This is a genomic window from Alistipes sp. An31A (assembly GCF_002159425.1).
GTDB lineage: Bacteria > Bacteroidota > Bacteroidia > Bacteroidales > Rikenellaceae > Alistipes > Alistipes excrementigallinarum.
Genome location: NZ_NFIO01000009.1, coordinates 15,089 through 40,425, shown reverse-complemented (window position 1 = coordinate 40,425; position 25,337 = coordinate 15,089). Strand labels below are relative to the sequence as shown.

The 25,337-nt window shown below is 65.9% G+C and carries 17 protein-coding genes and 1 riboswitch; of the genes, 8 read left to right on the top strand and 9 right to left on the bottom strand.

Features of this window, described 5'->3' with window-relative positions:
- The first annotated feature begins 106 nt into the window (after window positions 1–106).
- From argS to B5F90_RS08335, 3 genes are all read left to right on the top strand, one after another.
- Window positions 107–1,888 carry an arginine--tRNA ligase gene (gene argS / locus B5F90_RS08345; RefSeq protein ID WP_087362347.1) on the top strand — a complete coding sequence of 594 codons (1,782 nt, stop codon included), beginning with the start codon at window positions 107–109 and terminating at the stop codon, window positions 1,886–1,888.
- 298 nt (window positions 1,889–2,186) lie between these two features.
- Window positions 2,187–3,188, top strand: coding sequence for a hypothetical protein (locus tag B5F90_RS08340; protein WP_087362346.1), 1,002 nt, complete (start codon window positions 2,187–2,189; stop codon window positions 3,186–3,188).
- A 501-nt stretch (window positions 3,189–3,689) separates the two neighbouring features.
- Window positions 3,690–3,977: a hypothetical protein gene (locus B5F90_RS08335; protein ID WP_087362345.1), complete on the top strand. Its 288-nt coding sequence runs from the start codon at window positions 3,690–3,692 to the stop codon at window positions 3,975–3,977.
- A gap of 257 nt (window positions 3,978–4,234) precedes the next feature.
- Here the strand turns inward: B5F90_RS08335 and proC are convergent, their stop codons facing one another.
- Together proC and B5F90_RS08325 are read right to left on the bottom strand one after the other, a co-directional pair.
- Window positions 4,235–5,014 (bottom strand): pyrroline-5-carboxylate reductase, encoded by a 780-nt coding sequence (gene proC / locus B5F90_RS08330; protein ID WP_087362344.1) that lies wholly within the window; start codon window positions 5,012–5,014, stop codon window positions 4,235–4,237.
- Window positions 5,011–5,688 (bottom strand): YggS family pyridoxal phosphate-dependent enzyme, encoded by a 678-nt coding sequence (locus tag B5F90_RS08325; RefSeq protein WP_087362343.1) that lies wholly within the window; start codon window positions 5,686–5,688, stop codon window positions 5,011–5,013. The genes proC and B5F90_RS08325 overlap by 4 nt, the downstream gene beginning before the upstream one ends.
- A 157-nt stretch (window positions 5,689–5,845) precedes the next feature.
- Here B5F90_RS08325 and B5F90_RS08320 point away from each other — a divergent pair, with 157 nt between their 5' ends.
- Window positions 5,846–7,540: a C69 family dipeptidase gene (locus B5F90_RS08320; protein WP_087362342.1), complete on the top strand. Its 1,695-nt coding sequence runs from the start codon at window positions 5,846–5,848 to the stop codon at window positions 7,538–7,540.
- A gap of 99 nt (window positions 7,541–7,639) precedes the next feature.
- On the top strand, window positions 7,640–9,016 hold the full coding sequence (gene lpdA / locus B5F90_RS08315) for a dihydrolipoyl dehydrogenase (RefSeq protein WP_087362341.1): 1,377 nt from the start codon (window positions 7,640–7,642) through the stop codon (window positions 9,014–9,016).
- A gap of 354 nt (window positions 9,017–9,370) precedes the next feature.
- Here the strand turns inward: lpdA and B5F90_RS08305 are convergent, their stop codons facing one another.
- The gene (locus tag B5F90_RS08305) at window positions 9,371–11,941 is read right to left on the bottom strand and encodes a TonB-dependent receptor (protein WP_087362339.1); all 2,571 of its coding nucleotides are present in this window, start codon (window positions 11,939–11,941) and stop codon (window positions 9,371–9,373) included.
- Window positions 11,942–11,953: 12 nt separating this feature from the next.
- Complete coding sequence (locus tag B5F90_RS08300; protein ID WP_087362338.1) at window positions 11,954–12,814, bottom strand: GLPGLI family protein; 861 nt, start codon at window positions 12,812–12,814, stop codon at window positions 11,954–11,956.
- Between the two features lie 151 nt (window positions 12,815–12,965).
- On the opposite strand from B5F90_RS08300, the gene B5F90_RS08295 reads away from it, so the two are divergent.
- Both B5F90_RS08295 and B5F90_RS08290 read left to right on the top strand, forming a co-directional pair.
- Window positions 12,966–14,447, top strand: coding sequence for a HAMP domain-containing sensor histidine kinase (locus B5F90_RS08295; protein ID WP_158699641.1), 1,482 nt, complete (start codon window positions 12,966–12,968; stop codon window positions 14,445–14,447).
- Complete coding sequence (locus tag B5F90_RS08290) at window positions 14,431–15,126, top strand: response regulator transcription factor (RefSeq protein WP_087362336.1); 696 nt, start codon at window positions 14,431–14,433, stop codon at window positions 15,124–15,126. Before B5F90_RS08295 ends, B5F90_RS08290 begins: the two co-directional genes overlap by 17 nt.
- 101 nt (window positions 15,127–15,227) lie before the next feature.
- On the opposite strand, the gene B5F90_RS08285 is transcribed toward B5F90_RS08290, so the two are convergent.
- The 5 genes from B5F90_RS08285 to B5F90_RS08265 form a co-directional block, all read right to left on the bottom strand.
- Window positions 15,228–16,469: a DUF5074 domain-containing protein gene (locus B5F90_RS08285; protein WP_143256142.1), complete on the bottom strand. Its 1,242-nt coding sequence runs from the start codon at window positions 16,467–16,469 to the stop codon at window positions 15,228–15,230.
- 27 nt (window positions 16,470–16,496) lie between these two features.
- A complete protein-coding gene (locus tag B5F90_RS08280; protein ID WP_087362334.1) occupies window positions 16,497–17,933 on the bottom strand; it encodes a DUF5074 domain-containing protein in 1,437 nt (478 codons plus the stop codon).
- 56 nt (window positions 17,934–17,989) lie between these two features.
- Window positions 17,990–19,018 (bottom strand): PKD domain-containing protein, encoded by a 1,029-nt coding sequence (locus B5F90_RS08275; RefSeq protein WP_143256141.1) that lies wholly within the window; start codon window positions 19,016–19,018, stop codon window positions 17,990–17,992.
- A 54-nt stretch (window positions 19,019–19,072) separates the two neighbouring features.
- Window positions 19,073–20,146: a DUF5074 domain-containing protein gene (locus B5F90_RS08270; RefSeq protein WP_234025680.1), complete on the bottom strand. Its 1,074-nt coding sequence runs from the start codon at window positions 20,144–20,146 to the stop codon at window positions 19,073–19,075.
- Window positions 20,147–20,249: 103 nt separating this feature from the next.
- A complete protein-coding gene (locus tag B5F90_RS08265; protein WP_087362332.1) occupies window positions 20,250–22,256 on the bottom strand; it encodes a TonB-dependent receptor in 2,007 nt (668 codons plus the stop codon).
- Window positions 22,257–22,295: 39 nt separating this feature from the next.
- A riboswitch (cobalamin riboswitch) is annotated at window positions 22,296–22,500 on the bottom strand.
- A gap of 188 nt (window positions 22,501–22,688) precedes the next feature.
- On the opposite strand from B5F90_RS08265, the gene B5F90_RS08260 reads away from it, so the two are divergent.
- The gene (locus B5F90_RS08260) at window positions 22,689–25,310 is read left to right on the top strand and encodes a 4-alpha-glucanotransferase (RefSeq protein WP_087362331.1); all 2,622 of its coding nucleotides are present in this window, start codon (window positions 22,689–22,691) and stop codon (window positions 25,308–25,310) included.
- Window positions 25,311–25,337: the final 27 nt, after the last annotated feature.

Genomic DNA, 25,337 nt, shown 5'->3' with positions numbered 1-25,337 from the left:
TCGCAGGGGCGGTTCGCGGCGGGAAACTTGCGCCGGAGGTTGATTTTCCGGGGAAAAAGCGTTAAATTTGCACCCTGATTCCGAATAGAAAAGTAATTACACGGTTATGAATATCGAGAACTTTGTTACGGAGGCGGCCCGTCGTGCCGCCGAAGCTCTTTACGGCCCGCTCGAGGGCGAGCAGCTGCAGCTCCAGAAGACCCGCCGCGAATTCGAGGGCGACTATACGCTGGTGACCTTCCCGCTGCTGCGACGAAGCCGCAAGTCGCCCGAGGCCACCGCGACCGAGCTGGGCACCTACATGAAGGAGCACAACCCCGAAATCAGCTCCTTCAACGTGGTCAAGGGCTTCCTGAACCTCGTGCTCGACGGCTCGTTCTGGGCCGACCGCTTCGACGAGCTGGCCGCGCAGGAGAACTACGGCTGCCAGCCCTCGACCGGCCGCACCGTGATGATTGAATACTCGTCGCCCAACACCAACAAGCCGCTCCACCTGGGCCACATCCGCAACAACCTGCTGGGCTACTCCGTGGCGCAGATTCTCCAGGCCAACGGCCACCGCGTCATCAAGGCCAACCTGGTCAACGACCGCGGCATCCACATCTGCAAGTCGATGCTGGCGTGGAAGCTCTACGGCGACGGCGAGACGCCCGCCTCGACGGGCATGAAGGGCGACCACCTGGTGGGCAAGTACTACGTCGAGTTCGACAAACACTACAAGGCCCAAATCAAGGAGCTCATGGCCGAGGGCCAGAGCGAGGAGGAGGCCAAGAAGAACGCCCCCATCATGCGCGAGGCGCAGGAGATGCTGCGCAAGTGGGAGGCGAAGGACCCCGAGGTCTACGCTCTGTGGGAGATGATGAACGGCTGGGTCTACGAGGGCTTCGATGTCACCTACCGGGCGCTGGGCGTCGATTTCGACAAGGTCTACTACGAGTCGCAGACCTACCTGTTGGGCAAGTCGCTCGTCGAGGAGGGGCTGCGCAAGGGGGTCTTCTACCGCCGTCCCGACAACTCGGTGTGGATTGACCTGCGCGCCGACGGTCTGGACGAGAAGCTGTTGCTGCGCGGCGACGGCACGTCGGTCTACATGACGCAGGACCTCGGCACGGCCTACCGCCGCTTCGAGGACAACCGGCTCGACGACATGATTTACGTGGTGGGCAACGAGCAGAACTACCACTTCCAGGTGCTCAAGCTGGTGCTCAAGAAGCTGGGCTACGCCGAGTGGAGCGACCACATCACCCACCTGTCGTACGGCATGGTCGAGCTGCCCGAGGGCAAGATGAAGTCGCGCGAGGGTACGGTGGTCGACGCCGACGACCTGATTGCCGACATGGTGCACACGGCCCGCGAGATGTCGGCCGAGCTGGGCAAGCTCGACGGCTGCACGGAGGAGGAGGCCAACGCCGTCTCGACGATGGTGGGCCTCGGCGCGCTCAAGTACTTCATCCTGAAGGTCGACCCCAAGAAGACGATGCTCTTCGACCCGCGCGAGTCGATTGACTTCAACGGCAATACGGGTCCCTTCATCCAGTACACCCACGCCCGCATCTGCTCGGTGCTGCGCAAGGCGGCCGAGGCGGGCATCGACTATTCGGAGCCGGTGCGTGCGTCCTATCTGCCCGAGGAGCGGGAGCTGGTCAAGATGCTGACCGAGTATCCGTCGGTGGTGAAGGCCGCCGGCGAGAACTTCGCCCCGTCGCTCATCGCCGCCTATGTCTACGAGCTGGCCAAGCAGTTCAACGGATACTACCACGACCACTCGATTCTGAAGGAGGAGCAGGCCGACGTGCGCCGCATGCGGCTTCGCCTGGCACAGCAGGTGGCGCGGGTCATCCGTCTGGGTATGAAGCTGCTGGGTATCGACGTCCCCGAGCGCATGTAACCGCGTGCCGGACGTTGTCCGAAGAGGTGTCCCGGAAGCCGACGGCTTCCGGGACTTTTTTGTGCGTTGTGCGGCCGGGGATGTCGTGTGCGGCGTGCGGCGCCGTGCGCCGGCCGCGCGGGTGAAGTGCGTGCGCCGGTTCGGCCGGAGGTGTCGTGTGTGGCCGGGATAATCGGGGAGGCCGGTGTCTTTGAGGCGGCCGGGATGGCCGGCGGGCGGTGATGTTGTGCGGCCGGGGGCCGGCGTGGTACGAATCTTGCGAGTGGGGGAGTCAGCAACAACCAAACACACATTCAGCGTGAAAACATTCGTTACTACCTTCACCCTCTCTCTTGCGTTGTGTGCGGCCGCCGGTGCGACGGCCCAAAGCAAGAGCACGGCTCCGGCCCCTGCGCCCGATACCGTGATGCTGTCGGAGACGACCGACGGCGACTACCTCGTGCGCAGGTTCGTCGTCCGGCGGCTCGACGACACGAGCTTCTCGTTGCTCTACCGCATTGACTCGGCACGCCTCGTCTCGACGCTGAACGGCAATGCCGGGGAGCTCTCCGAACTGGATGCCTTCGTCTCGGGCGCGATGCACGATACGCTCCGGCAGCTCCGTTCGGTGGTGATTACGGGTTATGCCTCGCCCGACGGCCCGATGCAGTTCAACCGGACGCTGGCCCTCCACCGCGCCCAGGACCTCAAGGGGTATGTCGATGCGAAGTACGCCCTTTCGCAGCATTGCCCCGTGAGCGTCAATACCGTCGTCGAGCCGTGGTCGGCCTGCCGGACGCTGGTCGCCGCCTCGAACATGCCCGAGCGGCAGGCGGTGCTCGACCTGCTGGACCGCAAACTGTCGGACGCCACCCTCGAGGCGAAGCTCAAGGCGATGCCCGCGGCGTGGAATTACCTCAAACACAACATCCTGCCGACGATGCGCCGGGCTACGCTGGTGGTCGTCTACAACGACGGCAACGTGGTCGTGCAGCGCACGATGCTGCCCAAGGCGGCCCCTGCGCCCGCTCCGGCGGCCAAGGGTTGCGGTGACAACTGCCCGTGCGAGGTCATCGACCGCTCCATCACCGGCATCATCGTCGAGATGCCCGAGGAGGATGCCGGACAGTACCGCCGCCAGCTTCGTCGCCAAATGCGTGACGAGGTGCGCGACGTCCGTCACGACGCCCGAGTGGCCGGCAAGGTCGAGAAGGAGCAGCTGCGCGGCATGAAGCAGGTCTCGAAGAAGGAGGCCAAGGCGGCCAAGAAGGCCGAAAAGGCGGCCCGCAAGAGTGCCCGCGAGCTGGAGCGGCTGCGTTGAGCCGGCCGCCGTGGGGCGTGCCGCAAGGCATGCTGCGAAGTGCGGAGCGGTCTTCCCGAGCGAAGGCCGCTCCGCTTTTTTCGCCTTTCGGCGGAGAGTTTCGGCGGAGAGTTTCGGCGGAGAGTTTTGGCGGAGAGTTTCGGGAGGGGGCGGGAGCGGGAGAGAGTTTCGGGGCGGTGTTTTTTGGAGCGGGCTGCTTCCGGAAGATGCTCCGGAGCCACGCCGCGCCGCCGGCCCGGGTGCCACCCCCTCTTTCTCCGCCTCGGAGCAGCGCCGCAGCCCAGTCCGAGTGCCACCTCCCTCTTTCTTCGCCCCGGCGCGGCCCGGCCCGAGTGCCACCCCCTCTTTCTCCGCTCCGGAGCAGCGCCGTGGCTGGCCCGAGTACCCCCCCCCTCTCTCCGCCCCGGAGCGGCGCTGCGGCCCGGGCCGGAAAAGAAAAATTTGCAGATTCAAAGGGATTTGCTATCTTTGCTCACAATTCATTAAAATCCGTTTACGATTATGGCAAATTTGAGAGACCTGAAGAAGGAGATTGACTATCGTCTTGAGGAGGTCGTTTTCGACTGCGATATGGCCATTTGTTTCCAGCCCTCGAAGGAGAAGGAGATTTTCGACGTGATGCAGGATGCCGTTGCCGTGCGCAACGCCCTCTTCGTCAAGGCGAACAATCCCGCCGAGCCGCACAACCGCTCGCTCGTGCGCAAGCACTACACCGCGCTGCGTGCGGAGATGGTTGCCGAGTACGACAAGCTCTTCAAGCGGCTGAGCGAAATCAACGAGGCCAAGTAGCGGCCATCCCTTCGCAAAACATGCGGGGCGGGAGTGCAACTCCCGCCCCGTTTTGTTTGCTTCCCGTGGCCGTCCTTCCCGCGGCCGCTCTTCCCGCGGCCGCTCTTTTCGCGGCTTTGCTTTCCGCGGCCATTCTTTTTGACGCTGTTCTCCCTGCGGCCGCTCTCTTTGCGCCCGGCTCGGTGCTCCACGCCCGACGCCCGATTCAGCGCCCTACGTTCGGCTCCGGAGCCTTCACCCCTTGCCCGGCCCCGGACTTAGCGCCCCTCGATGGCGTCGACGGCGTCGATGAGCGCGCCGCGCAGTCCCCGCCGCTCGAGCTCCGCCACGCCGCGGATGGTCGTGCCGCCCGGCGAGCAGACCTGGTCCTTGAGCCGGGCGGGATGCTCGCCGCTCTCCAGCTGGAGCCGCCCCGTGCCGACCACCATCTGGCTCACCATGCGGTAGGCCTCGTCGCGGGCGATGCCGTGCTTGACGGCGGCGTCGGCCAGCGCCTCGATTGAGAGCGCAATGAAGGCCGGCCCGCATCCGCAGATGGTGCCCGCGGCGCTCAGCTGCGCCGTGTCGACCACCGGGAGCAGCCCAATCCGGCCGAAGAGCTCCCGTACGGCCTGCCACTCCGCATCGCTGAGCGAGTGGCGCCGCTCGCAGACGATGATGCCCTCGCCCACCGAGACCGGCGTGTTGGGAATCGTCGAGAGGTGGTGCGTGCCGGGTGCGAGCAGCCGTTCGTAGTCGTCGAAGCACCATCCGGCCGCCACCGAGATGAGGCACTTGCTGCGCAGTGCGTCGCGCAGCGGCGCGAGCACCTCCTCAACCTGGTGGGGCTTCACGGCCACGACGACCGTGTCGGCGAAGTCGACCACCTCGGCCGCCTGCCGGAAGGCCCGGATGCCGCTCCGCTGCGTGTTGCGCCGCAGCTTGTCGAAGTCGCGGGCGCAGGCCCCCATCTCCTCCGCCGCAAGGGCCCCCTTGCGGAGCAGCCCCTCGGCCAATGCGCGGCCCATGTTGCCGAAGCCGATGAAGCCGAGTCTCATAGCGTGAAGGGTTTCGAGTAGTCGCGCTCGCCGAAGATGAGCGACCCGACCCGCACCTGGGTCGAGCCGCAGGCGACGGCCAGCTGATAGTCGTGCGACATGCCCATCGAGAGGGTGTCGAAATCGGCGCCGAAGCGGGGGCGCAGCTCGTCGAAGAGCTGCTTGAGGCGGCGGAAGTCGCGGCGGATGTGCTCCTCGTCGTCGGTGTTGGTGGCGATGCCCATCACGCCGCGGACGCGGAGCGCCGTTGCGGCGGCGAAGGGCTCCGAGGAGAGGTACTCCCTCAGCTCGTCGGGCTCCCAGCCCGATTTGGTCTCCTCGTCGGCGACGTGAATCTCGAGCAGGATGTCCAGCCGGCGGCCGCACTTCGCCGCTTCGTGCTGCAGCGCCTCGACCAGCCGCGCGCTGTCGACCGACTCGACCAGCGAGACGAACGGCGCAATGTACTTCACCTTGTTGGTCTGAAGATGACCTATCATGTGCCACTCGATATCCTTGGGCAGCACTTCGTATTTTGCCCGCAGCTCCTGCGGGCGGCTCTCGCCGAAGAGGCGTTGCCCGGCGTCGTAGGCCTCCCGGATGGCTTCGACCGGGTGGGTCTTCGAGACGGCGACGAGCCTTACCCCTTCGGGCAGCGACTCCCGCACGCGGGCCAGTTGTTCCTTTACCGACATGGTTGTCCGTTTTTTTATGTGAGAACAAATGTAGCGAATTTTCGCGGAACGGCGATACGGCCGCCGAAATTTTCCGCCGCAGCCCCTCCGGGCGTTTTGCGGTTTGCCGAGAGTTTCCTATATTTGTATTTGTTCCAAAACCCAGTAACCAGAAAAAATGAAAAAACGTCAATTGCTTCTCTCGGCCGTGGCGCTGCTCGCCTATGGGGCGGTTTCGGCCTGCACGAACTTCATCGTCACGCGCGGCGCCTCGACCGACGGGTCGGTCATGGTCTCCTACGCCGCCGATTCGCATGCCCTCTACGGGGCGCTCTACCACACGGCGGCCGGCCGCTACGCTCCGGGTACGATGATGCCCGTCTACGAGTGGGACACGGGCCGCTACCTGCGCGACATACCCCAGGCGGCGCAGACCTGGTCGACCGTCGGCAACATGAACGAGCACTCGCTCATCATCGGTGAGACCACCTACGGCGGCCGTGCCGAGCTGGCCGACTCGACGGGCGGCATCGACTACGGTTCGCTCATATACATCACGCTCCAGCGCGCCACGACGGCCCGTGAGGCCATCGCCCTCATCGCCGAGCTGGCCAACACCTACGGCTACGCCTCGAGCGGCGAGTCGTTCTCCATCGCCGACCCCAACGAGGCGTGGATTATGGAGCTCATCGGCAAGGGCTACAAGGACGACGGCAAGGGGGGCAACGCCCGCCGCGGCATCGTCTGGGTGGCACGCCGCATCCCCGACGGATATGTCTCGGGCCATGCCAACCAGGCGCGCATCACCACCTTCCCGCTCGACGACCCCGAGAACTGCCTCTATGCTCCCGACGTCATCTCGTTCGCCCGTGAAATGGGCTACTACGAGGGTCCGGACCGCAAGTTCAGCTTCGCCGACGCCTACTGCCCGGCCGACTTCGCCACGGTGCGCGGCTGCGACGCCCGCGTGTGGGCCTTCTTCCGCACGGTGGCCGACGGCATGGACGCCTATGAGGACTACGCCATGGGCTACAACCTCAAGAACCGTCTGCCGCTCTGGGTGAAGCCCCGCCAGAAGGTATCGCCCAAGACGGTCTTCGACTGCATGCGCGACCACTACGAGGGTACACCGATGGACATGACCCGCGACCTCGGTGCCGGCGGCCACAACTGCCCCTACCGCTGGCGCCCGATGGACTTCGAGGTGGACGGCGTCACCTACCTCAACGAGCGTGCGACGGCCACGCAGCAGACCGGCTTCTGGTTCGTGGGCCAGGCCCGCGCCGACCGTCCGGCCGATACGGGCATCCTCTGGTTCGGTGTCGACGATGCCGCAACCTCGTGCCTGACGCCGATTTTCTGCTCGGCGCAGGAGGTTCCCGAGTGCTTCAGCGAGAAGAACGGCTCGATGCTCAGCTATTCGCCCACGTCGGCCTTCTGGCTCTTCAACCGCACGACGAACTTCGCCTACATGCGCTACGACATGATTTCGGCCGACATCCGCAAGGTGACCGACAAGTGGGAGAACGACCACCTGGCCCTGATGGAGAGCCTTCCGGCCCGCATCGGCAAGATGTCGGACGAGGCGCGCCGCAGCTATCTGACCGAGGTGAGCGTCTCGACGGCACAGGAGCTCTTCGACCGCTGGCAGCGTCTGAACAGCTACCTGCTGATTAAGTACATGGACGGCAACGTCAAGAGCGAACACGGCGACGTGCTCTCGTACCTCGACGGCGACGGTTCGTCGGCCCACTTCGTCGACAACGGCAACGGCCGCGACATCCCCGACAAGATTCAGTTCCCGGGCTACAACGAGAAGTGGAAGCGCGCCGTGGCGGCCGACAACGGCGAGGTGCTGCGCGTGGTCAAGTAAGCGGCGCCATTCGGAGAAACAACCATAGTAAAACCATCGAGGGGAGGGCGGAGCCGCATCGGAGGCGCACGTCGTCCCCTCGCTCCTAAAACGAATACCATGAAATATGACATCATTGTAGTCGGCTCGGGTCCGGGCGGGTATGTCGCCGCCATCCGTGCCGCACAGCTCGGCCGGCGCGTGGCGCTTGTCGAGCGGGCCGAGGCGGGCGGCGTCTGCCTCAACTGGGGCTGCATCCCGACCAAGGCACTGCTCAAGAGCGCCCAGGTCTACGCCTGGTGCAAGGCTGCGGACCACTACGGCCTGACGCTCGACGGGGAGGTGCGCCCCGACCTGGAGCGCATCGTCGACCGCTCGCGCGGCGTGGCCGAGACGATGAGCAAGGGGGTTGCCTTCCTGCTGCGCAAGAACAACATCGACCTCATCACCGGCTTCGGCCGGCTGGTGGCTCCGGGGCGGCTCGACGTCGACGGCGTCGTCTACGAGGCGGACCACATCGTGCTGGCGACGGGCGCCCGTCCGCGCGAGATGCCCTTCATGCCCATCGACGGCGAGCATGTCCTCTCGTCGCGTCATGCGCTGGAGTTGCGGCGGCTGCCCGCGTCGATGGTGGTCGTCGGTTCGGGCGCCATAGGCAGCGAATTCGCCTGGTTCTACGCCACGCTGGGCGTCAAGGTGACGCTCGTCGAGTATCTGCCGCGCATCATGCCGCTCGAGGACGAGGAGGTCTCGAAGACCATGGAGCGCGTCTTCCGCAAGCTGCGGGCTACGGTGCTCACCTCGACCACCGTGCGCAGTGTCGTGGTCGGCGCCGACGGACGCTGCGTCGTCGAAGTCGAGGGGCGCAAGGGTGTCGAGTCGCTGAGCGCCGAGGTGGTGCTCTCGGCCGTCGGCATCAAGTCCAACATCGAGGGCATCGGCCTTGAGGAGCTGGGCATCGCCGTCGAGCGCGACAAGGTGGTGGTCGACCCCTTCTACCGCACCAACGTGCCGGGCATCTACGCCATCGGCGACATCGTGGGCGGTCCGGCGCTGGCGCACGTCGCTTCGGCCGAGGCCGTATGCTGCATCGAGGCCATCTGCGGGCTCAACCCCGCGCCGGTCGACTATTCGACCATCCCCTCGTGCATCTTCACCTCGCCCGAGGTGGCGTCGGTCGGCATGACCGAGCAGCAGGCGCGCGAGCGGGGCATCGACGTGCGCGTCGGGCGCTTCCCCTTCACCGCTTCGGGCAAGGCGACGGCGGCGGGCGACCGCGACGGCTTCGTCAAGCTGCTCTTCGACGGCGAGGAGCGCCTCATCGGCGCCCACATGGTGGGTGCCGGCGTCACCGAGATACTGGCCGAGCCGACGCTTGCCAAGGCGCTCGGCGTCACGGCCCACCGTCTGGCCCGCATCATCCATGCCCACCCCACGATGAACGAAGGGGTGATGGAGGCTGCCGAGGCGGCCATGGGCGCCGCGATTCACCTCTGACGCGGGGCGGCAGGCTTTCCACTGAGCGGTGCGGCAGGCTCTCCTCTGAGCGGGGGCCGGCTCTTCTCAGATGCGGGGGCGATTCTCCCCGGATGCGGGGGCGCCGCGATTCTCTCCGGATGCGGGGGCCGGTTCTCCCCGGATGCGGGGGCTGGCTCTCCTCTGAGCGGGGAGGACTGCTGCTCTCCGCCGGGTCGCTGGGCGCCGATTTTGTCAGGTCGTTCCGGCAGCTGACAATCAACTACCGGCAGATGTTCATCCGCGGCCGGTAACAGAACGCAGCGGCCGTCAGCAGAACAAACGAAGAGACGGGACCCCCGGAATTGAGGGGTTCCGTCTCTCTTTCTGCCCGGCTCAGAAGCGCCACGAGGCTCCCAGCAGCAGGTTGCGCGGACGGATGGCGTAGCGGTACGACGACGAGCTCGGTCCGTCGAAGAGCGTATAGGTGTAGCTGTCGCGGTCGAGCAGGTTGGTGGCCGTGAGGGTGAGCTCCCACCGCTCGCCGACCTTCCAGCCGAGCGAGGCGTCGACCAGCACGAGGTGCTTCCGCTGCGTGGAGGTGAGCTGCGTGTAGTAGTGCTCGCCCGTGAGGCGGATGACCAGCTGCCGCGTCGGCGCGAAGTGGAGTTGCAGCTGCTGGTCGAAGGAGTGCTGTACGGAGCGCTCCTGCTGTTCGATGCCCAGCACCGAACGGCGGTAGTTGAGGCGGTATTCGGTGTTGAACCAGCGGGCGAGGCGGAGGTTGAAGCGAGGCGAGAGGGTGAGCGTCGCCAGACGGTAGGGCATCGGCTCGCCCTGCTGGATGCTCTCCAGACGGGTCGTCTGCCACTGCACGTCGACCCCCGCCTGCCCGCGCAGGGCGTCGATGTTGATGTTCGCGCCGCCCGCGACGAACCACGACGCCGTGCGGTTCGTGCGGCGCAGCCAGCCGTCGACGATGTAGTCGCCCGCATAGCTCCGCTCGGAGAGCCAAGGCATGTCACTCCACGTGCGCATGACGAGCGCATGGGCGAAGATGCCGCTGAGCGGATTGCGATAGTTGGCGCCGGCCGAGAGCGAGCGGCGCAGCGTGCGGTCGAACGAGGTGATGCCCCGCGTCAGCGTGCGGTAGTCGCGCAGCAGGGTGGCGGTGAAGAGCTGCTGCTCGTCGGGAGCGCTCTCGCCCAGCGTGACGGCCGCCGTCAGACGCCACCGTGCGGCCGGCTCCCAGCGGAGTGCCGCGCGGCTCTCCCACAGCAGGGCGGTGCTGCGCCGTGTGCCGAGCCACGAGTGGCGCAGCTCGAGGGGGAGGTCAAGCGTGAGGTGCACCTGGTGCGTGCGGAAGGTGACCGAGGGCTGGAGGTAGCCTCCCGCCTGGCCCAGACGGCTCTGCACCGACGTTGCGGCCGCCTCGACGCCCGTCAGCGAGCTCCCCATGCGGCGCAGCAGCGCGGCGATGCCGCCCTTGAGCTGGAGCGTCCAGCGCCGTCCGGCCTGCAGGGCCCATGCGGCGTTGTGGTTCATCCGCACCAGGTCGATGTCGAGCTCCTGCCGCTGCCCCGACTCCGCACGCTCGACGGTGAGCCACTGCGGCTGCGAGAGGTAGAGCACGTAGGAGGAGAGGGTGAGCGTGCGCCGCTCGTTGCGGAGGATGCAGTCCAGGTCGTTCTCCACGCGGTACGAGGGGGTCGAGGCGCGCTGCTGATTGGGGTAGCTGCCCCCGACCGCGGAGCGGAAATCGCTCCACGCAAGGTCGGCCGAGAGGCGCTCGCGGAGGTAGAGGCGCTCGGTGTTGGCCTGCAGCCGGAGCCGGCCCGAGGCCGTGCGGTTGCGCAGCAGCGCCTGCTCCGTCGCCAGCTCCTCGAGCCTCCCGTCGGTCAGGTAGCGGAGCGTCCGCGCCGCCCAGTCGGAGGTCAGACGGTCGTAGCCGCAGCCGACGTGGCCGCTCAGCTGGTAGTCGTCGGTGAGCTTCCAGAGGTGGTCGGCGCTCGCCATGACCGAGCGGTTGAAGCGCGTGCGCTCCTGGGCCAGCGGGGCCGAGGTGAGCTCCGTCCGGAACCACTCGGGGCTCCGGTAACGGTTGAAGTCGTTGCCGAGCAGCTCGTCGGTCGTCAGCTGCGTGAGGTCGGCCGTGGGGTCCTGCCCCGTGTTGTCTCCCTTGAGGTTGAGCATCGACTGGCTGCGGGCCGCCATGCGCATGGCGAAGACCGAGCCGCGCCAGAGCGCCCCGTCGGAGGCCCAGCCGCCGGCGCCGCGCAGCGACCCCGTCCAGCGCGAGCGGGCGTGTTCGCTCAGGCGGAGGTTCAGCGCCGCACGGTCGCTCAGGGCGATGTCGTTCAGCGCCTTGATGGGCTGGTGGTTCTCCAGCACCTCGACGCTGGCCACGTCCTGCGGCCGGATGTTGTTCGTCGCCAGCGAGTAGCGGCCGTCGAGCAGGTCCATCCCCTCGATGTAGAACTTGTTGATGGGCTCGCCGTTGTAGCGGATTTCGCCCGTCTTTTCGACCTCGATGCCCGGCATCTTGCGCAGCACGTCGGCAATCGTGCGGTCCTGCACCTCGGTGAAGCTCGCGACGTTGTAGCTCACCGTGTCGCCCCGCAGCGAGAGGCGCGGCGCACGGATTTCGACCTCGCGAATCTTCACGGCCTCCGCCTCGAGGCGAATCTCGCGCGGCAGCCGGGCGGTGGTGTGGCGCTGCGGGCGGTAGCCCATCATCGAGACCTCGACGCTGGCGGCCCGCATCCCCTGCCGCGGGCGGAGGCGGAAGGCGCCGTCGGCCGCCGTGGTGGTGTAGCCGGCCTGCCGGCCCGTGCTGTCGGCCGCCAGCAGGATGGCCCCGGCAAGGGGTCGTCCGTCGGCGGCATCCACGACGCGCCCGGTCAGCTCCTGGGCTGCGGCCGTGAGCGTAACTCCGAACAGCGCAACGATATATACTGCCCACTTCATGCGTCGCTGTAGTTAATCGAGTTCAATGGGGTTGTATCCGCGCACGAGGTCGCCCGGCCCGAGAGGCGTGCCGTCCTGGGACGTGACGGTTATACTTACGTTCGAGTTGTTTGTGAGGTAACCGATCGGGTCAGTCATTATCTTCTGCTTGAGCTCGCGGTACTTTTTACGGCTTGTTTTCATGTAGTTGCGATCGGTCATGCGGATGGGTTCGACGCGCTGCTCCACACCCGTTGCCTCCATGTCGAGCACCCCGGCATCGTCCTTGATGGCAAGAATCAGCCCCGGCAGCCCGCCGAACTTCCACGGCCCGGCGCTCACGGCAATCTCGGGCGCATACCACGCCTCGTAGTTGCGGCCGCGGAAGGTGCAGCGCGCTCGGCGGCACGCATAGCCGAGGATGGTCCGCTCGCCCTCCTCAAGCTCCCAGTCGATGGCGGGCAGCGGCTCGGTGTAGAGCAGGTGGTCCATGTCAATCTGATCGATATGAGTCAGCCGACCGCCCGCTTGGTCGCGGAAGAGGACATCCTGCACGCCTCCGTGGAAACTTCCGAGGTTGGCCAACACCTGTTCGGGCGGCGTGACGCGCACGAGTGAATCGGTTTGCCATGTCTTGTAGGAGTAGAATTTCGTAACGTTGCGCCCGATCTGGAGCAGCAGTAGGTCCTCCATCGGGTGTTCGCTCTCGGGCCGCTGTTGGTAGAGCATGCGGTAGCTGACGACAAAGCGTGTCGTGTCGAGCACTTCGCTGGGCGGTTCGGCCGTGTCGTAGGTCTTGACGCCGTCGGGCGTATAGGTTACGATGGTCTGTTGGGCAAGCGCCGCTCCGGCCGATGCGCCGAGCAGCGTGAGGAGGATAAGGAACTTTTTCATCTTTGTTGCGGTTTTGGTTTCCGAAGACAAAGGTTGCACGAAATCCGGCAGGCGATGGTTAACGCCCCGTTAACGAATGTTAAATAGTCTTAACGCCGTCGGCCGTGGCTATTTTATGCGTACCTTTGTTCGGCACAAGAACCTCTTCCGGATGAACAAACGTCGCTTCGGCCGCATCTCGCTTCTGGTCTCCGCCTCGCTGGCGGTGCTCGTCGCCGTGCAGGCGTGGAGCCTTGCGGGTGTCTACCGCGACCGCCGCGAGGAGTTCTCGCGCCAGGTCATGCAGGCCATGACGCGCGCGGCCTATGACGACCTGCTGTTGGGAAACAAACCCACCGAACGCAAAAGCCTTATTACCTTCTCCTCATCGGGGAACATCGACTCGATTCAGGTGGATATGATTCAGTCGGTTTCGGTAAAGAATCTCGGCGGCGCGGGCAAGAGTATCTCCTTCACCTCGAAATCCGATACGATCCACCACAATATCAGCGTCTCGGACGGCGAAACGACCCGCTACATCCGCCAGGAGATCCGCATTCCGCCGGTCTATCTTCTGCAGCTCAACATGGCACGCTACGACTCGCTTCTCACGTGCAACCTTGCAGCGGCGGGTATCGACCTGCCCCACAAGGTGGATGTCGTACGCGGTCCTTCCGACAGCACGTCGTCGGTGAAGCCCTTTACAGCAAAGCCGCTCCCGGATTCGGAGGTGGTGGTTACAGCTCTTAATGATTCGCTGCGGATTGCGGATCCGCTCACCTTCACGACCTCGCTCACGACCGACGACGAGCTCTATTTCCGGCTGCGCATCGAGAATCCCTACCGGCAGCTTCTGGGCGAGATGGCGGGCGTGGTCATCTCGTCGCTCCTGATGCTCGGGGCCGTAGCCGGGGCGCTGCTCTACCTGCTGCGGACGCTCTTCCGCCAGAAGACGCTCGAGGAGATGCGCCGCGACCTGACCCACAACATCACCCACGAGCTGAAGACTCCCATCGCCGTGGCCAACGCCGCGAACGACGCCCTGCTCGACTTCGGCGCGGCGGACGACCCCCGGCGGCGGAGGCGCTATCTGACGGTCATCCGCCGGCAGCTGGCCGCGCTGAGCGACATGGTGCAGCGCATCCTGACGATGAGCGTCGAGGAGCGCGGCGAGTTCGCCCTCGTGCGCGAGCAGACCGACGTCGGGGCGCTGCTGCGCGAGGTGGTCGACGAGTACCGGCTCAAGAGCCGCAAGGAGGCCCGCTTCGAGCTCCGTATCGAGCCCGACCCGCTGCTCTTTCCGCTCGACCGCTTCCATATGCGCCATCTGGCGGGCAATCTGGTCGACAATGCCCTCAAGTATTCGGGCGAGCGGGTGCACATTTGCATCGGGGCGCGTCTGGCCGGGGAGCGGCTGCGGCTGACGGTCGAGGACGACGGCATCGGCATCGACCGCCGCGCGCGCGAACACATCTTCGAGAAGTTCTACCGCGTGCCGACGGGCGACCGGCAGGAGGTCCGCGGCTTCGGCCTGGGGCTCTACTACGCCCGCCTGGTGGCCCAGCGCCACGGCGGCACCATTCGCGTCGACTCCGCACCGGGGCGCGGCACCCGTTTCACCATCACCATTCCGAGCCATGACTCCCGCTCCTAAGATTCGCGTGCTGCTCGTCGAGGACGAGCAGACGCTCGCCGACATCATCGCCGACACGCTCTCTGAGAAGGATTTCACCGTCACGGTGGCCTACAACGGCGTCGAGGGGCTCCGCGCCTTCGACCGCGAGCGGCCCCAGGTGGTGGTGACCGACATCATGATGCCGGGCATGGACGGGCTGTCGCTCGTCGCTGAGCTCCGCCGCAGGGACCCTTCGGTGCCGATTCTCTTCCTGTCGGCCCGCTCGGCCGCCGAGGATGTGGTGCGGGGCTTCGAGGCGGGCGGCAACGACTACCTGCGCAAGCCCTTCGCCATGAGCGAGCTCATCGTGCGGCTGCGCGCCCTTGCGGGACGGCAAGCGGCCGCGGAGCCGGCGGCCCGTCCGGCGCCGCTTGCCGTGGGGCGCTTCCTCTTCGATGCGGGGCAGCAGCGGCTGACGCTGGGCGAGCGGGTCTTCGAACTCTCGGCCCGCGAGACGGCGCTGCTGGCGATGCTCTGCGAGCGGCGCGGCGAGGTAGTCCCCACGCAGCTGATTCTGCAGCGCATCTGGGGCGACGACTCCTTCTTCAACGCCCGCAGCCTCCACGTCTTCGTCACGCGCCTGCGCCACCGTCTGGCCTCCGACCCCGACATCCGGCTGGTCAACGCCCGCGGCGTGGGCTACAAGCTCCTCTTCTGAAATGGGCCGGATGCACCCGGACGTGCGCCGTGCCGCATGACAAACGCCCCGCCTCCCTGATAGGGAAGCGGGGCGTTCGGTGCTGCATCGTGCCGCCCGGCTCAACGGTAGAAGCGCGAAACGGGGTAGATGTTCACCGGGTAGCTGCCCCGGTTGACCAGATTGTTCTTCAGCACGGGCTCCTCGCCGCTGCAGTCGTAGACCAGGATGTTGCCGTCGGAGACAATCGCCTCGCCCAGCTCGTTCGAAACCGAGACGTAGAGCAGCTGCCGCTCGGGGTCGGCCACCACGTTGCAGGTCAGGTAGCGCGCCTCGGGGGCGTCGTCCGTGACGTGGATGTACTCCTCGACCTCCCACGTCTTGAGCGAGAGGCGGCTCACGGTGAGCGAGCCGGCGGCGAAGTAGAGGTAGTCGCCCGCGAGCGTCACGCCCGACGAGTTCATGAACTCGGCCGAGATGTCGGCGTTGAGCGGCCGCTCGAGGGTGATGCTCCACGAGTCGGTGTCGACGTAGGTGAGGTAGCTCTTCGTGCTGCCCGAGCGTCCGCAGGTGGCCACGAGCAGCTCGTGGTCGCCCGTGCGGCAGATGCCGCTGATGAACTCGCCCTTGAGCGGCAGCTCACGCGTCACCTCGTCGCTGCCCCGGGTGAACTCGAAGAGCTTGGTCTCGGACCAGAAGCCCCCTCCGGCGCAGTAGAGGTGGTCGCCGATGACGGTCATGCCGCGCGTCGAGACCACCGTCTCGATGGTGGCACCCTGGTTGCCGAAGGCATAGGAGCCCTTGACGATGTTCAGCTCGCCGGTTGTGCCGTCGAGCCGGAACAGACCCTGGCTGTCCGAGAAGAAGATGTTGTGCTCGTCCATGACGGCGATGTTCTCCAGCGGGGTCAACAGCGGGAGCATCTCCTGCTCCTCGAGCGAACCTTCGGGCCGGGGGAAGGTGAGGTCGTCGGCCGTGAAGACCTTTTCGCGGCGGAACGTCTCGGCGTCGGCCACGACCAGACATCCGTCGCCGGCTTCGTTGTTCGGCCGGTAAAGGTTGTTGCTCATGATGTAGATTTTCCCGTTGCACATGTCGAGGTCCATGGCCTCGTTGCCGAAGGCCGAACCGTTGACCGTCCGGTAGACATCCTTTTCGATGGTGCCGTCGGGCGCAAGGTAGGAAATCGAACCGTTCTCCGACATGCGGGCCCCCTGATTGAGCAGGATGACACCGTCGGGGTCGGCATACCCCTCCTGGTGGGCGGGAGGGGGAGTGCCGCCGTCGTTGTCCGTGTCGGACGTGCAGCCGTTGAGCAGGGCCGATGCGCCGAGCACCGCACCCCATAACCAGATTCGTTTCATGGTCGAAGATATGTTTTTCATGGTCGTCTATCGGTTTTCGGGGAAAAAGAACCCGGCCGGGAAGTTAGTGTAGTTCTCATATTTGGCCAGCGGTGACAGGAAGTCGCCGGCGGGGTCGAACGCCCAAATCTGGTTCTGGGTGAACAGGGCGAAGGACTTGATGGAGTTGATGAGCAGGTGGCCCGTTGCGGGGTGTACGCCCAGCCCGTTGTAGAGTTGTCCGGCATTGGGGTCCAGCCCCGACACGTCGGTCAGCAGCTCGACGGCGTCGAGTCCCGAAGCGGCGTCGAGTTTGGCGCTCTCGTCGAAGGGGAGCCGGTAGATGGTCGTTCCGTCGGCGTAGTAGACGAGGTTGTCGTGTGCGGCGAATGCCACGCCCGAGGCTCCTGCCGTGGGTTTGATGTTGATTTGACGCTGTACGATGTCCTGGGTCGAAAGGTCGAACTTGTTCATGGCCGTCTTGCCGAATCCGAACGTCATAATCCACATCCGGCCGTCGTCCGCGGCCTGGATGCCCAGCACCTCGTTGATGTCGCATTCGATGCCGGTGAGCGGGAGCCGGATGCTGTTGACGGCGTCGCTTTCGGGCGAAATCTCGTAAATCTTGCTGATGAGTCCCGACAGGTAGGTGTAGACCTTGCCGTTCATCGTGACAAAGCGGCTCTTGGGTGCATCCTCCGAACCTTCGACGAAGGTTAGCGTTCCGGTTTCGCCGTCGAGCCGGTGGACGCCGGCATTGTCGCGGATGTAGATGTGGCGCTCGTCGAGTACGGCGATGTGCGTCGGCCAGTCGAGTCCGGCCAGCTCTTCGTTGGAGAAGGAGGCCGTCCGGCGCAGCGTGCGGGCATCCATGACCACAAGCATGCCGTCGTTCTCGAACTCCGCGCCGTTGGCGTTCCGGTTGCCGTTCTGCGAGATGACGTAGATTTTGCCGTCGCAGAAGGCCATGTCCTGCGCCACGTTGCCCAGCTCCGAGCCGTTGACCGTGCGGTAGGCGTCGTCGAGCACGTAGCCCTCGGGCGAGATGTAGGTCAGCGAGCCGTTCTCGGTGGTCATGTTGCCCTCGTTGAGGATGAACGTGCCGGCCGGGTCGTCGAAGGTGTTGAGGCAGCGGAGCTCAACCTCGTAGAGCGGCTGCTGCGCGGCGGAACCCGTGGCCGAGAGGCGCAGCACGGCCTTCGAGACGGCGTCGTCCGCAGCCTCGAGCGTGATGCTGCCCGCGGCGGGGTCGATGGCGATGTCCCAACCCTGGGGAAGGGCCTCGGCCGTGAGTCCGGCAAGGTGCTCGGCCTTGTAGGTGAGCGTCGTCGGCGTGCCCGGGACGACCATCACGGGCATGCCCGTCTCGACGCCCGTCGTGAATTCGAAGGTCGGCTCGGCAGCCGGCGTATCGTCGCTGCTGCACGAGGCGGTGGTGAGTGCCGCCGCAAGCAGCAGCGTGCTCCAGAGTAATCTGTTCTTCATGACAAGTGGTTTGTGATAAAATAAAATGTTTAATATGAATCGCTTGTTGGGTCCTCCTATCGTCCGATGCCCTCGCTCGGAAGCTCCTCGCCCGTGAGGTGGAGGTCGGTGACGCCCATCACCTCGGTCGAACACTCGCCCAGCCAGCCGTTGACCTGGTTGACTCCCGTGTGGATGCGGATGAAGTCCACGCCGGGCAGATGGACCGGAGAGCCCGAGGCGTCGACCGCCCAGTCGATGTCGATGGCCGAGGCGGCGCTCTCGTTGGTGTCGTTGTCGGCATATCCGAAGGCGAAGCGGTAGAGGGCGTAGTTGGTCCCCGCGCCGCTCAGGTCGATGCCGTTCTGCGGCAGGCGCGTCCCCTCGAAGGTGAGCTCGTCGTCGGTGAGCCACTGCGGGTAGTAGGACTGCAGGTGCGCCGAGTTCATGGCGAGGTAGCCCGTCTGCTGCAGGTTGTCCTCCCAGCGGATGTACTCCTCGGTGGGGGCGCCGGGCTCCTGTGCCGGGCGGTGGTAGGTGATGCGGTAGCCGAGCTGCGTGCGGGTGTCGTTGCCCGCCTCGGCCGCCTTGTCGAGCCACGACTCGGAGGCCGTGGGGTAGGAGCTGCCGGCAATCTCGTACCATTCGTCCTCGTCGGGACGGCCGTTCGAGTTGGCGTCCCAGGCCACCTGGATGACGCCCGGCTCGCTGCTGCCGTATGCGCTCTGGCCGCTGGCGTAGAAGGCGTTGCCCAGCACGCGGAAGTCGCACAGCCCGGCGCGGTTCTCAATCGTGTGGTCGAAGCCGACGACGATGTAGCCGCCGAAACCGCCCAGCGAGACCATGCCCCGGCGGTTGTTGCCGATGGCTTCGAGCGCCTTGCGGTTCATATCCTCGGGCGTGTCGCCCTCGCTGTATTCGGGCAGCTGGTTGACGAACTGCCCCGGGGCGGGGCGGAACTCCACGACGCGCGTGACGTAGGGTGTGGCCTTGCCCGTCGAGGGGGCGTCGTCACCCCCGTCCGTCGAGCAGGAGAGTGTCGCAAGGGCCAGCACAAGGGCGGCCGAAGTGCGGCAGAACCGGTTGTTCGGAAGAATCTGTTTCATGGTTTTTTATGGGATATTTGTCGTTCTTTTGTCGGATGGCTGCGCCGGGCCGCATCAGTAGAAGGGCTCGGGCGAGAAGGCGATGTGAGCCGGGATGTCCCCCGTGCGGACCCGCCAGCGGAACTCCCCCTCGGGCGAGAAGCAGTAGAGGTAGCCCGGCGTCACGTAGTTGGTGGCGTCGCAGACGTAGAGCTCCTTGGTCTCGGGGTTGACCGCCACGCCGTAGGGCAGCACAATCTCGCGGTCGGTGCCGTCGGTGATGAAGTTGCGCGAGACGATGCGCTGCTCGGCCGTGTCGTAGACGGCGTAGGAGACCTCGTTGCTCTGCGAGGTGTAGCTCCACTCGGTGCTGATGATGTAGAGCCGGTCGTCGTCGATGCACATCTCGCTGGCCGCGATGCCGAGGCTGCCGATGACGCGCTCGCTGGCCGCGTCGATGACGTAGATGTCGGAGCCCGTGCCGTAGTAGTCGCCGCGCGAGCTGACGTAGATGCGGCCGTAGCGGTCGAGCTCCATGCGGTGGAGGTTGATGGCCACGTCGATGGTGTTGACCACCTCGAACGTGTCGAGGTCGATGACCGAGACCGTGCGGTCGTAGTTGGGGAAGCGGTATCCCCCCGAGTTGGCCACGTAGAGCCGTCCGCCCGTGATGACCATCTCCTCGGGCTGGTAGCCGACCGTCACCTCGCGGGTGATTTCGAGCGTGCGGGTGTCGATTTCGACCACCTTGCCCGGGCGCGCCTCGGGGTCAATCTGCACGGGCCCGGCGTAGGAGCTCACGTAGGCGCGGTCGCCCTCGAAGACGATGTAGCGGCAGTTGGGTATCGAGATGCTGCCGATGTGCTCGGCCGTGTAGACATCCATCACCTCGACCAGATTCGAGCAGTTGACCACCGCGTAGAGCCGCCGGTCGTGGATGGCCAGGTCGTTGCCCACGTCGCCCAGCTCCTTCACCACGCCGGGGTTGCGCTCCGGGTAGATGTTGCGCCGGTAGCCGCCGCTGCGGGCGTCGAAGTGGTCGATGGTGCACTTGTTGCTGCCCATGTTGCCCTCGTTGAGCAGGAAGAAGCCCTCGATGCGCTCGGGGGTGGTCGGCAGGGCGACGTAGTCCACCTCGGAGTGAATCATCGGCAGCTCCTTGCGGCAGGCCGTCGCGGCGAGCAGCAGCACGACGGCGGCGCAGGGGCGCAGCAGCGGTCCGAAGGTCTGGGAAAGGGGTTTCATGGCGGGGTCAGAAGGAGTATTGTGCGATGATTTTGAAGTTGATGCCGGGCATGGGGTAGCAGGCCACCACCTCGTACTGCTGGTTGAGCAGGTTGTTCACCTCGAGCGTGGCGTGCAGCTCGCCGCGCCCCAGCTCCCAGCTGCGCCCCAGCGAGAGGTCGCTCGTATACCAGGGCTGCTGGTAGTTGTAGACGATGTTGGCCTGCGAGGAGTAGCGCTCGCCCGTATAGATGAAGCTGTAGCTCGCCTCCCAGCGCCGCCAGTTGAGGTTGAGCGCCGCCGAGCCGCTGTGCCACGGGATGTAGGGTATCTGCCCGCCGTAGAACTCGCTCGTCGGGTCGGTGAAGTCCTGCGCCTTCTGGTAGGTGTAGTTCAGACGCGTGGTGAGCGTGAAGTCGCGGCCGATGGCCCACCCGCTCTCGAGTGCGGCATCGATGCCCCGGATTTCGACGTTGCCCAGGTTGACCATCGTCCAGCGGAAGAAGTTCGAGGTGGGGGTGGCTACGATTTTGTTCTCCACCTCGTTGTAGTAGAGGTCGGCCTGGATGCTCAGATGGCGCAGCCACGTGTGCTCGAACTTCCATCCGTAGGTGAAGCCCACGTCGTACTGGGTGGTGAACTCGGGGTCGAGGTTGATGTTGCCCACGAAGGTGTAGTAGAGGTCGTTGAGCGTCGGCATGCGGAAAATGCGCTTGTAGAAGGCGCGCAGGTTGAAGTCCGCCCGGGCGAAGGGCCTCCACGAGAGGAAGACGGCCGGGGTGAGCTTCCGCTTGTCGGGGGCCGACTCGCCGCGCGTGCGGTCGTGGACGAGCGTCCCGAGCAGGCTGGCCTGAAGCTCGGCGCGGCCGAAGCGCAGCGACGTGGCCACGGAGGCCAGCAGCGTGTGGCGGCGCGGATAGGCGAAGTCGCGCAGGTCGGCGTCGAGCAGGTTGAACTGGTAGTCGGCCGAGAAGCTCGCCTCCCACCACGGGAAGAGCTTGAAGCGGTTGGCCGCCGAGAGGTAGAGCTCCTGCTGGTAGTAGCGGTTGTCGGTGTACATGATGGATTCGTCCTTGCGGGGGTCGGCCAGGTAGTGGAGGTAGTCGTAGGCGTACTTGGCGTTGACGAGCAGGCTGTACCACGGCTCGAAGTCCTTCTTGAGCGCCCCCTGGACGAAGAAGTTGGTGTCCCACTGCCGGTCCTCGTGCGAGAACTTGTTGCGCACCACCGCCCCGGGATAGCCCCGCTCCGAGGTGTAGAGGTAGGCCTTGGCGCGCCAGTAGCCCTGCTCCAGACGGCCGAAGGTGCCCCCCTCGACGCGCAGGGCGTTGATGTCGCCGTTGCGGCGCACGGCCGTCGTGTCGTAGCCCTCCTCCATGCGGTAGGTGAAGCGGTAGCGCCCCGACGAGTGGAGGTACTCGGCGCTGAGCGAGCTGCTCACCCGCTCGGTGATTCGGTGCTCCCAGAGCAGCGCGGGGTTGACCACGCCGAACGAGCCGCTCTTGAAGGTCGCCTTGACGTGGTCGTGCTCCCCCTCCTCGAAGCGGGGCGTGCGCGTCTGGAGGTAAATCGAGCCCGACGAGCCGAAATCCTTGGCCGGCTGGAAGATGGCGCTCTTCTGGCCGTTGTAGAGGGTGATGGACTCCATGTTGTCGAGCGAGAAGCGCCCCAGGTCGACCGTGCCGTTCTGGGCGTTGCCCAGCTCGATACCGTCGTAGAAGACCCCCACGTGGTTGGTGCCCATCGAGCGGATGTTGACCGTCTTCAGACCGCCCACGCCGCCGTAGTCCTTGATTTGCACCCCCGAGAAGTAGCGCAGCGCGTCGGCCACGTTGTGGGTGCCCAGCCGCTGGAGTGCCCGTCCCGAGAGCTCCTGCACGGGAATCACCTCGCGGCGCACGATGTGCCCCGTGATGACCACCTCCTCGACATGCTGCAGCGAGTCGAGGCTCTGGGCGTGTGCCGCCATGCATGCATTCAGACCCGCACAAAGGGGTATGAACAGTCTTAGAAAACCGTAAATCCTGTAAAACATTCGCTTGTCGATTCGACCGTCCTCTCCACGGGTCCGGTCAACCGGTAAAAATTCGTTGGCAGGTCTTCTGACTTTCTCCTCCTTCCGAGGCCTTCCCGACCCCGGGCGGGGTCAGTGGCATGTGATGTTCGGAAGGATTGGCGGAGGTTCACAGCAGCGGGACTGTTCGGGACTTGCACCCGATTCCCTTTTAATCCACAGGGCCTGAAGGGCCTCTTGGGGAACCAATCGGCCGCAAAGATACGCTTTTTCCCCGAATGCGGAAGCGTAGGCCGGTGTTTTTTTCGCCCCGGCAGCGCGCCGCAGGGGCCATCGTGCTGATTCGTCGGTGGTTCGGAGCGTCGACAAAAATTTTCGGGCGGTGCGCTCCGCTTTGGGAGCAAAATGTTTAATTTTGTAGGGTTAAAACCCTCCCCAAACGTATTCTGGCCTATGAAACTCCTCTTTGAAATCGAATACCGCACCCAATGGGGCGAGCAGCTCGTGCTCCTCTGGGGCCGGCGGCGCATCGTCCTGCACTATGTGGAAAACGGGCTCTGGCGCGGCGTCTGCGACGCACCGCGCGGAGGCGACGGAACGACCTACCGCTATACGGTCGAGCGCGAGGGGGTCTGCATCCGCACCGAGTGGCGCTGCCACCGGCTCCGTCTGCCGCGCGGGCTCGCCTGCCGCGAGGTCCGCATCCGCGACCGCTGGCAGGAGCTTCCCGCCGGAGCCGCCTTCCTCTCGTCGGCCTTCACGCGGGCGGTGTTTGCCCGTCGGCAGGGCCGTACGGAGGGTGCCGCCGAGCCCAGACCGGTAGGAAAGGCCCCCGGCGGCGAGGTGCTGCTGCGCGTCGTGGCTCCCGACATCCGCCCCGACGAGCAGCTGGCCATCGCCTCGGAGCGCCTCGACGGCTGGCAGCGCATGGTGCCCTTCGACGACGGGGAGTTCCCCGAGTGGAGCCTCCGCCTGACGCTGCCCGAGGGGGCGGCCTTCAAGCTGCTCGTCATCGACCGTGCGACGGGGCGCCCCGTCGTTTGGGAGGAGGGTGAAAACCGCCGCTGGAGCGGTGCGGCGGCCGACGGGGAGCTGCTCGTCGAGGCGTCGCTCACGCCCCGCCTGCCCGAGCGGCAGTGGCACGGCGCCGGGACGGCGATTCCGGTCTTCTCGCTCCGCTCGCGCGAGAGCTTCGGCGTGGGCGAGTTCGCCGACCTGAAGCTGCTCATCGACTGGGCCGCGGCGACCCGCCAGCGGGTCATCCAGCTGCTGCCGGTCAACGATACGACGATGACCCGCACGTGGGAGGACTCCTATCCCTACAACGCCAACTCAATCTATGCGCTCCACCCCCAGTTCCTCCGTCTGACGGCGGCGGGCGTGGCCGAGGACGAGGAGTACTGCCGCCTGCGCGACGAGCTCAACGCGCTGGAGGAGGTCGACTACGAGCGGGTCAACGCCGCCAAGGAGCGGCTGCTGCGTGCCACCTTCGCCCGCTGCGGTGCCCGCACGGCGGCCCGGGCCGACTACAAGGCCTTCGTCGAGGCCAACCGCCACTGGCTGCTGCCCTATGCCGCCTACCGCTGCCTGCGCGACGAGTACGGCACGACCGACTTCGCGCAGTGGGGCCCCTATGCCCGCTACGAGCGGCGCAAGGTGGAGGCCTACTGCCTGGCCCACAGCCGCGAGGTGGGCTACCACTGCTGGGTGCAGTACCACCTCCACCTCCAGCTCTCGGAGGTGAGCCGCTATGCCCACAGCCGCGGCATCGTCCTCAAGGGCGACCTGCCCATCGGCATCGGCCGCACGAGTGCCGACGCGTGGCAGTCGCCGCGCCTCTTCCACCTCGATTCGCAGGCGGGGGCGCCGCCCGACGCCTTCTCGGAGGTGGGGCAGAACTGGGGCTTCCCGACCTACGACTGGGAGCGCATGGCGCACGACGGCTACGCATGGTGGCGCGCGCGGCTGCACAAGATGGCCGAATACTTCGACGCCTACCGCATCGACCACATCCTCGGCTTCTTCCGCATCTGGGAGATTCCCGCCGAGGCGCTCCACGGGCTGCTGGGCCACTTCAATCCGGCGATGCCCTATTCGGCCGGCGAGCTGCGCGGCATGGGCTTCGACCTCTCGGAGGGGCGCTACGTCACCCCGCCGCTCGACGACGCAACGCTCGGGGCGATATTCGGCGAGCTGGCCGACGAGGTGCGGCGCGACTGCATCCGCCACGGGCGGCTCGTCTCCTCGTGCTCGACGCAGCGCCGCGCGGCGGCCCGCTATCCGGGCGAGGAGGAGCACGACCGCCGGATGCGCGGGGGGCTGATGACGCTGCTCGACGACGTGCTCTTCGTCGAGGACCCCTACCGCAAGGGGTACTACCATCCCCGCATCGCGGCCCGCGGGACCCGTTCGTTCGCGCTGCTGCCCGGCTGGCAGCAGGAGGCCTTCATGCGGCTGCACGACGACTTCTTCTACCGGCGCCACGACCGCTTCTGGCAGGAGTCGGCCCTGCGCAAGCTGCCGGTGCTGCTCACGGCCACCGACATGCTCGCCTGCGGCGAGGACCTGGGGATGATTCCCGACTGTGTGCCCGCGACGATGCGGATGCTGCAGATTCTCTCGCTCGAAATCCAGCGCATGCCCAAGCGTGCGGGCGAGCGCTTCGCCGCGACGGCCGACTATCCCTATCTGAGCGTCTGCTCGACCTCGACCCACGACATGACGCCGCTGCGCGCCTGGTGGCGCGAGGAGCGCGCCACTACGCAGCACTTCTACAACGAGGTGCTCCGCTGCCCGGGCGAGGCTCCCGCCGAGTGCGAACCGTGGCTCTGCCGGCGCATCGTCGAGATGCACCTCACCTCGCCCGCCATGTTCGCCATCCTGCCGCTGCAGGACTGGCTGGCGATGGATGAGGAGCTGCGGGCGCCCGACCCCGAAAAGGAGCGCATCAACGTCCCGGCCATTCCCCGCTACTACTGGCGCTACCGCATGCACCTGACGCTCGAGCAGCTGCTCGCGGCCGAGGACTTCAATACGACGCTCTGCGACATGATAGCCGTCAGCGGCCGCGGTTGAGGACGGTTGAGGATGGCTGACGGCCGC

Bases quoted from the DNA above. Each gene is read 5' to 3' on its own strand.
- B5F90_RS08325 (WP_087362343.1), bottom strand. From the start codon at position 5,688: ATGTCGGTAAAGGAACAACTGGCCCGCGTGCGGGAGTCGCTGCCCGAA.
- B5F90_RS08270 (WP_234025680.1), bottom strand. From the start codon at position 20,146: ATGATTCACTCCGAGGTGGACTACGTCGCCCTGCCGACCACCCCCGAG.
- B5F90_RS08260 (WP_087362331.1), top strand. From the start codon at position 22,689: ATGAAACTCCTCTTTGAAATCGAATACCGCACCCAATGGGGCGAGCAG.
- B5F90_RS08280 (WP_087362334.1), bottom strand. From the start codon at position 17,933: ATGAAGAACAGATTACTCTGGAGCACGCTGCTGCTTGCGGCGGCACTC.
- argS (WP_087362347.1), top strand. From the start codon at position 107: ATGAATATCGAGAACTTTGTTACGGAGGCGGCCCGTCGTGCCGCCGAA.
- B5F90_RS08300 (WP_087362338.1), bottom strand. From the start codon at position 12,814: ATGAAAAAGTTCCTTATCCTCCTCACGCTGCTCGGCGCATCGGCCGGA.
- B5F90_RS08285 (WP_143256142.1), bottom strand. From the start codon at position 16,469: ATGAAACGAATCTGGTTATGGGGTGCGGTGCTCGGCGCATCGGCCCTG.
- proC (WP_087362344.1), bottom strand. From the start codon at position 5,014: ATGAGACTCGGCTTCATCGGCTTCGGCAACATGGGCCGCGCATTGGCC.
- B5F90_RS08320 (WP_087362342.1), top strand. From the start codon at position 5,846: ATGAAAAAACGTCAATTGCTTCTCTCGGCCGTGGCGCTGCTCGCCTAT.
- B5F90_RS08335 (WP_087362345.1), top strand. From the start codon at position 3,690: ATGGCAAATTTGAGAGACCTGAAGAAGGAGATTGACTATCGTCTTGAG.
- B5F90_RS08290 (WP_087362336.1), top strand. From the start codon at position 14,431: ATGACTCCCGCTCCTAAGATTCGCGTGCTGCTCGTCGAGGACGAGCAG.
- B5F90_RS08295 (WP_158699641.1), top strand. From the start codon at position 12,966: ATGAACAAACGTCGCTTCGGCCGCATCTCGCTTCTGGTCTCCGCCTCG.
- lpdA (WP_087362341.1), top strand. From the start codon at position 7,640: ATGAAATATGACATCATTGTAGTCGGCTCGGGTCCGGGCGGGTATGTC.
- B5F90_RS08265 (WP_087362332.1), bottom strand. From the start codon at position 22,256: ATGTTTTACAGGATTTACGGTTTTCTAAGACTGTTCATACCCCTTTGT.
- B5F90_RS08305 (WP_087362339.1), bottom strand. From the start codon at position 11,941: ATGAAGTGGGCAGTATATATCGTTGCGCTGTTCGGAGTTACGCTCACG.
- B5F90_RS08275 (WP_143256141.1), bottom strand. From the start codon at position 19,018: ATGAAACAGATTCTTCCGAACAACCGGTTCTGCCGCACTTCGGCCGCC.